Raw genomic sequence first — 5,704 nt, 5'->3', positions numbered from 1 at the left:
CCGACGTAGAGCATGCCCGGTCGCAGGCGGCGGGTATCGGTTTCAATGCCCTGCAGGGCAATTCCCGCCAAGGCAGTAGGCGTGGCGGGCAACAGGCTGGCGAGTGTCTCAGTGTGCGGCATCGCCAGCCCCCTCGGCCCAACGCCGCTCCTGGTCCGCGCTCCTGGGTTTCCCTGCCGCGGCATTCCAGGCGCTGGCGCTGACATCGGGTTGTACGCCCATTTGATGCAGGGCAGCGCTCATGGTCACCCGAAATACCGGGGCGGCGACTACCCCGCCATAACGCCAGCCCTGAGTTGGTCCACGCACCACTACGGCCATGACGAATCGCGGATTGTTAGCGGGCGCGAAGCCGACAAAGGTGGTATTCACTTGATGCTTATGAAAGCCGCCCTTACCATTAGCCATGATGGACGTGCCGGTTTTCCCGGCTACCGAATAGCCGGGAATCGCGGCAAGGAAACCGGTGCCGCCCCGACTGATCACCCCGGTGAGCCAGTCGCGCAGTCGCGCCGCAGTGGCGGCCGGTATGACCCGCTGACTGTGCAGGGGGGTGTTGCTGGTGCTGCGCAGTAAGGTGGGTTGGACATAGACCCCGTTATTGGCGATGGCGCCGTAAGCCGCCGCCAGTTGCAAAGGGGTGACGGAGAGACCATAGCCGTAAGCCATGGCGGCACGCCGCGCCACATCCCAACCTTGCCATGCGGGAACCGCACCGCCCGTTTCCCCCGGCAGTCCTAAGCCGCTTACCTGCCCAAAACCGACATTGCGCAGCATCTGGTAGAGATCGGCAGGCGGTGTCCGCAGGGAAATTTTCGCCGCGCCAATGTTGCTGGAATACTTGAGCACCTGAGCGAGGTCGAGGGTGCCGTGACGGACATCGTCCTGAATGCAGTAATGGGCCACCCGAAAGCAGTTGGTGTTCACATCAAACGTGGAATTGGGCTGAATGCTGCCGTCATCCAATGCGGCAGCGATGGTAAAAGGTTTCACCACCGAGCCTGGCTCGAAAGTATCGGCGACGGCGCGATTGTTGTAGAGGTCTGGCTGGTAATCGGCGCGATCATTGGGGTTAAAAGAGGGATAGCTGGCCATGGCGAGAATTTCGCCGGTATGCACATTCATCAGCACCGCTGCTCCGGAGCGCGCCTGAAAACGCTGTACGGCGGAGGCGAGAGCGGTGTACGCCACATACTGGATATTGCGGTCGATGCTGAGTGTGAGTGCCTGGCCGGGCAGGGCTGGTTTGGTTGTGCCCAGGATGGCGAGCGGATGTCCCAGATTGTCGCGCAGCCCGGTTTCCTGTCCTGCCTTCCCCTGTAGCCACTGGTTATAGGCCAGCTCCAACCCTTCAATGCCGCGTTCGTCCACGTTGGTGAAACCGAGCAATGGCGCGGCGATGCTGCCGGACGGATAGTAACGCCTATTTTCATTGAGGCTGTATAAACCGGGTATATGCAGGGCGAGAATAGCAGCGGCACGTTCCGGAGCAATCTGGCGGGCAAGGAAGGTGAATCGGCTGCCGCCGCTATGGATCCGTGTGGCAAGGGCGGTTGTGCTGATTCCTAAGGCGGCGGCAATTTGTGGCCAATGTGCTTGCTGCGGGTTGAACAACCGGGGGTCTACCCAGAGGGTTTGCACCGGGACGGACAGAGCTAACGCTTTACCGGAACGATCGAGAATGGGGCCGCGCTGCGCCGGCAAGGCGAAATGTCGCAGATACCGCAGTGCGCCCTGATTGCGTAGAAACGGACCGCGCTCCACCTGCGCGCGCCAGGCTTGTGCCATGATCGCCGCCAAACCCAGCGCAACCACCATCCATACAGCGGCCGCCCGCCACGCGGGAAGCGTAACGGGTTGCGGCGAGTGGAGGGGGGCGCCGGGATAGGTCATGGTGCTTTGACCATGACAATCTGATCGTTTTTGGGGGCGGCAAGCCCGAGTTTTTGGTGTGCAATATCGCCCACGCGGGCATTGGAAGCGAGTGTGGCCTGCTCCAATTGGAGCTGGCCCCAGCGGTTGTCCAGGGCGAAATGTTTGGCCTGGGCTTCCTGCAAGGCGATGAACTGGCTACGGGTATTCTCTCTTGCCGCGACGATTCCGAATAGCGTGGCGGTAATCAGCAGGGCGAAAATAATGGTGCTACGCCGCATGTCGTGCACTCCTTTCGGCAGCCCGCAGCACGGCCGAGCGGGAACGGGGGTTGTCGTAAGTTTCCCGGGCGCTGGCCCGCAGCGCCTTACCGACAGGATGCCACGGCAGAGGCGGGAGCTCGCTGGCCCGCAGGGGTATGTCAGCGCTGATACGATAACCGTCAGCGCGGAAAAAACGTTTTACCAACCGATCTTCCAGAGAGTGAAAGCTGATGACCGCCAGCCGGCCGCCCACGCGCAATGCATTCATGGCCTGGGGGAGAAAGGCTTCCAGTTCTTCCAGTTCGCGGTTGATGAAAATGCGGATGCCCTGAAAACTGCGGGTGGCCGCATGCTGTCCGATTTCGTGACGGGGCAGTAGCTCAGCGATCAGATCCGCCAGTTGCAAGGTTCTGGTGATCGGAGTTTGTTCCCGGACACGCAGGATGGCGCGGGCGATAGGGCGGGCAAAACGTTCCTCGCCGTATTCGCGCAATACCCGCGTTATTTCTGCTTGGGGTGCGATGGCCAGCCACTCTGCGGCGCTCATGCCTGCCCCGGGGTCCATGCGCATGTCGAGAGGGCCGTCGCGCAGGAAGCTGAAGCCGCGGTCTGCCTCATCCAGTTGTGGGGAGGAGACGCCGAGGTCGGCGAGGATGGCGTCCACACTCCCCCACCCCAGCGTAGTGAGTATCCCGGCCAATTGGCTGAAGCGTGCCTGACGGATATATACCCGGGAATCCTGCGCGAAACGGGCGCGCAATGTGGCAATGGCGGTCGGGTCGCGGTCGAGGATGAGCAGGGTGTCCGCCGCTCCGAGCTCGGCCAGCAAGGCCGCACTGTGGCCGCCGCGCCCACCGGTCGCGTCGACGCAGCGCACCGGCGCACCGGTATGGAGTGCCGGACGCAGGACAGCGATGGTTTCTGCCAGAAGAACTGCAACGTGTGCTGTGCTTGGTTCATTTTCACCTCTCACAGGACCAGATCACCCAAGCCGGCGAAACTATCGGCGTTGGCCAGCCAGTTTTCCTGGCAGATGTCCCAACGGGCGGCATCCCAGATTTCAAATTTGTCGATCTGACCCACCAGTACCAATTCCTTGTCCAGCTCGGCGAATTTGCGCAGGTTGGGAGAAAGGAGGACACGGCCTTGGGCATCCAGGCGGAGCTCTTCAGACTGCCCCACAAAAAGACGTTGAAACTGACGGGCCGCGGTATTGTTGCTGGGGAGTTCGGCGATGCGGCGTTCGACCTTTTCCCAGGTGGGCAGGGGGTAGGCGACCAGGCAGCGTTCTCCTTCCCGGCTCTGGGCATCAATGGTAATGATTAATTGCCCGTCGCAGTGGGCGCTCAACCAGTCGCGGAAACGCGCGGGGACGTTCATGCGTCCTTTGCTGTCCAGACTGTGTCGATGCGTTCCCCTAAACATGTCTGCACTCTCCTCCAAAAACTTCCACTTTGCCCCACTTTGCCCCACATTTCGAAGATTAGAGGGAAGGGTGTCTGCTGTCAAGGAGAAAAAACGAATAATTACGGCATGTTAGAGGGTGTTTATAAAGAGTAAACAAACTACTTGAAAGGGTTCCTGCAATCATCGGATTACATGATGCAAAATGCACTTGATAATGCTCTTTCTTCAACCGTGGAATACAGAGGTAGGGCGCGTCTTGTTTTTCTAGGAGCTTGATTTTTATATGCGTGCTGTTGAGATTGCCGGGACAAACGAGTGCTGGTGGTAAAATTGGAGTGGGCCGATAAGCCGGGTTCTGTCGTGGACGACCATTCCTCTAGGCCTGCACTTACGCACAGGCTCCAGCAACCTACCCGCGTGCACCGCGGGCCACGGTATCGCACGCCTATTTGGTCTTGCTCCAGGCGGGGTTTTCCCTGCCATTTCCGTTACCGGAAATGCGGTGCGCTCTTACCGCACCTTTTCACCCTTACCGGCGCTTACGCGCTTGGCGGTATATTTTCTGTGGCACTTTCCGTAGGCTCACGCCCCCCGGCCGTTAACCGGCGCCTTGCCCTATGGAGCCCGGACTTTCCTCCCCGGATTGCTCCGCGGCGGTCGCCTGGCCCACTCCGTCGCGAAGCATACGCGTTTTGTGGCCCGCTGTCAGAAGAAAAACGCAGAGCCGGACTTCGCGCACTATACTGTGATGCGTCTTCACGTTGCATCAGAATCCGGTCGCGGCCCGCTGCGGTGACTATGAAGGGGAGTGAAATGCCATGATCAATGACGGTTTTCTCGATGAGGCGCGGGAAGTACCTTCGGTTACACCGATGGAGCGAGTGGTGGCCTGGTTTGTTTTCCGGAGTCGTGAGGATGCCCGACAGCATTTAGAGCATGTGTATCTGGCAGCGGGGCAGGGCTTGGTGGGTGGTTGTGGCCGCGATAGCGTCGCTCCGTACTGGTGGGTAGGGGTCCAGGTACAAGATATCAGTCAGTGGGGAAACGTGACGGCAGTGAATAAACGCGGTCGTCTCGGAGACTGAGTTCGGACAAGCGCCGGTGCAGCGCCACCGTCAGAGATTCGCGGTCGTGGTAACCACCGCTCACCTGTAGTTCGTGGGCAAGGGCCAGCGCTTTGCCCAGTTGCGGCCCGGGGGTGAATCCCTGGGCCATCAGGTCAGACCCATTTAGTAGCGGGTCCGGGAGACCACTCCAAAGATTCATCTCTTGCCAAATCTTGCGGGTGGCGTCTATGGCCGGGGGATACTCTGTGCCTGCGCCACGCGCATCCGCCAGGGCGACATCCAGCAGTAGGGGGCGGTCAGGGACCTGTAGGGCAAGACGGGCATAGGCGGCGCGCCCTGCATCATCGCGGTGCAGGGCATAGGGCGCGGCATGCCAGCGCAGGATTGGCAGCACCTGGTGGCTGAGATGCTTGCCGGGAAAATAGTAGCTTAGGAAAGTCTCGGCGGCGACACGTGCCTGTTCATGTCCGCAAGCGCGCCAGCAACCTTGAGGATCGCGCCGGGTGGTGCTGGCCTTGCCGAGGTCGTGCAGCAAGGCGCCCAACATGAGGATGATGTCGCGCTTTTTGTCGCCGCAGCGCAGTTGGCCAGCAGCGGCAAGCACCCGCCCGGTGTGTATCCAGGCATCACCTTCCGGGTGGGCATCGGGGCGCTGGGGTACAGTTTGCAGGGCACGGAGTTCGGGAAATCGGGTAATGGCGCCGGTCAGGACGAGACTATCCCAGGCCCGGACCAGATACTGGCCGCGCAGGAGCAGTGCCTCCCATTCTTTGCGTATGCGTTCTTGGGGGATTTCTTGCAAGCGAGGCGCCAATTGGCGGCAGAGTGTGGCGCTCCGGGCTTCAATAGAAAAACCCAATTGGCCTGCCAACCGGGCCGCGCGGAAAACGCGCAAAGGGTCTTCCCCAAAAGTGTCGGTCGCCACTACGCGGAGCCGCCGGGCATGAATGTCCGCTACTCCCCCAACATGGTCCAGGAGGCGCTGAGCCTGCCAGTCCCAGGCCAGGGCGTTGACCGAAAAATCCCGCCGCTGGGCGGCGATGGCCCAGGGCAGGTGCGGGTTGATCTGCCCGCCCCGTGCTTGTGGCAGGGAAA

Annotated in this window: 6 protein-coding genes and 1 other RNA gene; 1 reads left to right on the top strand and 6 read right to left on the bottom strand. The window is 60.9% G+C overall.

Going from position 1 to position 5,704, the window contains the following annotated elements; all coding sequences use genetic code 11:
- Positions 1–108: 108 nt before the first annotated feature.
- The 5 genes from HF921_RS10225 to rnpB all read right to left on the bottom strand — a co-directional run bounded on the left by HF921_RS10225 (position 109) and on the right by rnpB (position 4,215).
- A complete protein-coding gene (locus HF921_RS10225; protein ID WP_215893764.1) occupies positions 109–1,893 on the bottom strand; it encodes a peptidoglycan D,D-transpeptidase FtsI family protein in 1,785 nt (594 codons plus the stop codon).
- A complete protein-coding gene (gene ftsL / locus HF921_RS10220; RefSeq protein WP_064218192.1) occupies positions 1,890–2,153 on the bottom strand; it encodes a cell division protein FtsL in 264 nt (87 codons plus the stop codon). The genes HF921_RS10225 and ftsL overlap by 4 nt, the downstream gene beginning before the upstream one ends.
- A complete protein-coding gene (rsmH, locus tag HF921_RS10215; RefSeq protein WP_064218193.1) occupies positions 2,143–3,108 on the bottom strand; it encodes a 16S rRNA (cytosine(1402)-N(4))-methyltransferase RsmH in 966 nt (321 codons plus the stop codon). The genes ftsL and rsmH overlap by 11 nt, the downstream gene beginning before the upstream one ends.
- A complete protein-coding gene (gene mraZ, locus HF921_RS10210; protein ID WP_064218194.1) occupies positions 3,105–3,560 on the bottom strand; it encodes a division/cell wall cluster transcriptional repressor MraZ in 456 nt (151 codons plus the stop codon). Before mraZ ends, rsmH begins: the two co-directional genes overlap by 4 nt.
- A gap of 310 nt (positions 3,561–3,870) precedes the next feature.
- Positions 3,871–4,215, bottom strand: an RNA gene (gene rnpB / locus HF921_RS10205) — RNase P RNA component class A.
- Positions 4,216–4,360: 145 nt separating this feature from the next.
- On the opposite strand from rnpB, the gene HF921_RS10200 reads away from it, so the two are divergent.
- Entirely contained in the window at positions 4,361–4,627 is a 267-nt protein-coding gene (locus HF921_RS10200; protein WP_081257986.1) for a hypothetical protein, read from the top strand.
- Here the strand turns inward: HF921_RS10200 and HF921_RS10195 are convergent.
- A partial coding sequence (locus HF921_RS10195; RefSeq protein WP_215893763.1) for a tRNA nucleotidyltransferase/poly(A) polymerase family protein occupies positions 4,572–5,704 on the bottom strand: 1,133 nt, incomplete at its 5' end. The genes HF921_RS10200 and HF921_RS10195 overlap by 56 nt on opposite strands.

The organism is Acidithiobacillus ferriphilus (assembly GCF_018854775.1).
In the GTDB taxonomy this organism is placed as follows: Bacteria; Pseudomonadota; Gammaproteobacteria; order Acidithiobacillales; family Acidithiobacillaceae; genus Acidithiobacillus; species Acidithiobacillus ferriphilus.
This window is presented reverse-complemented; position numbering and strand designations above follow the sequence as displayed.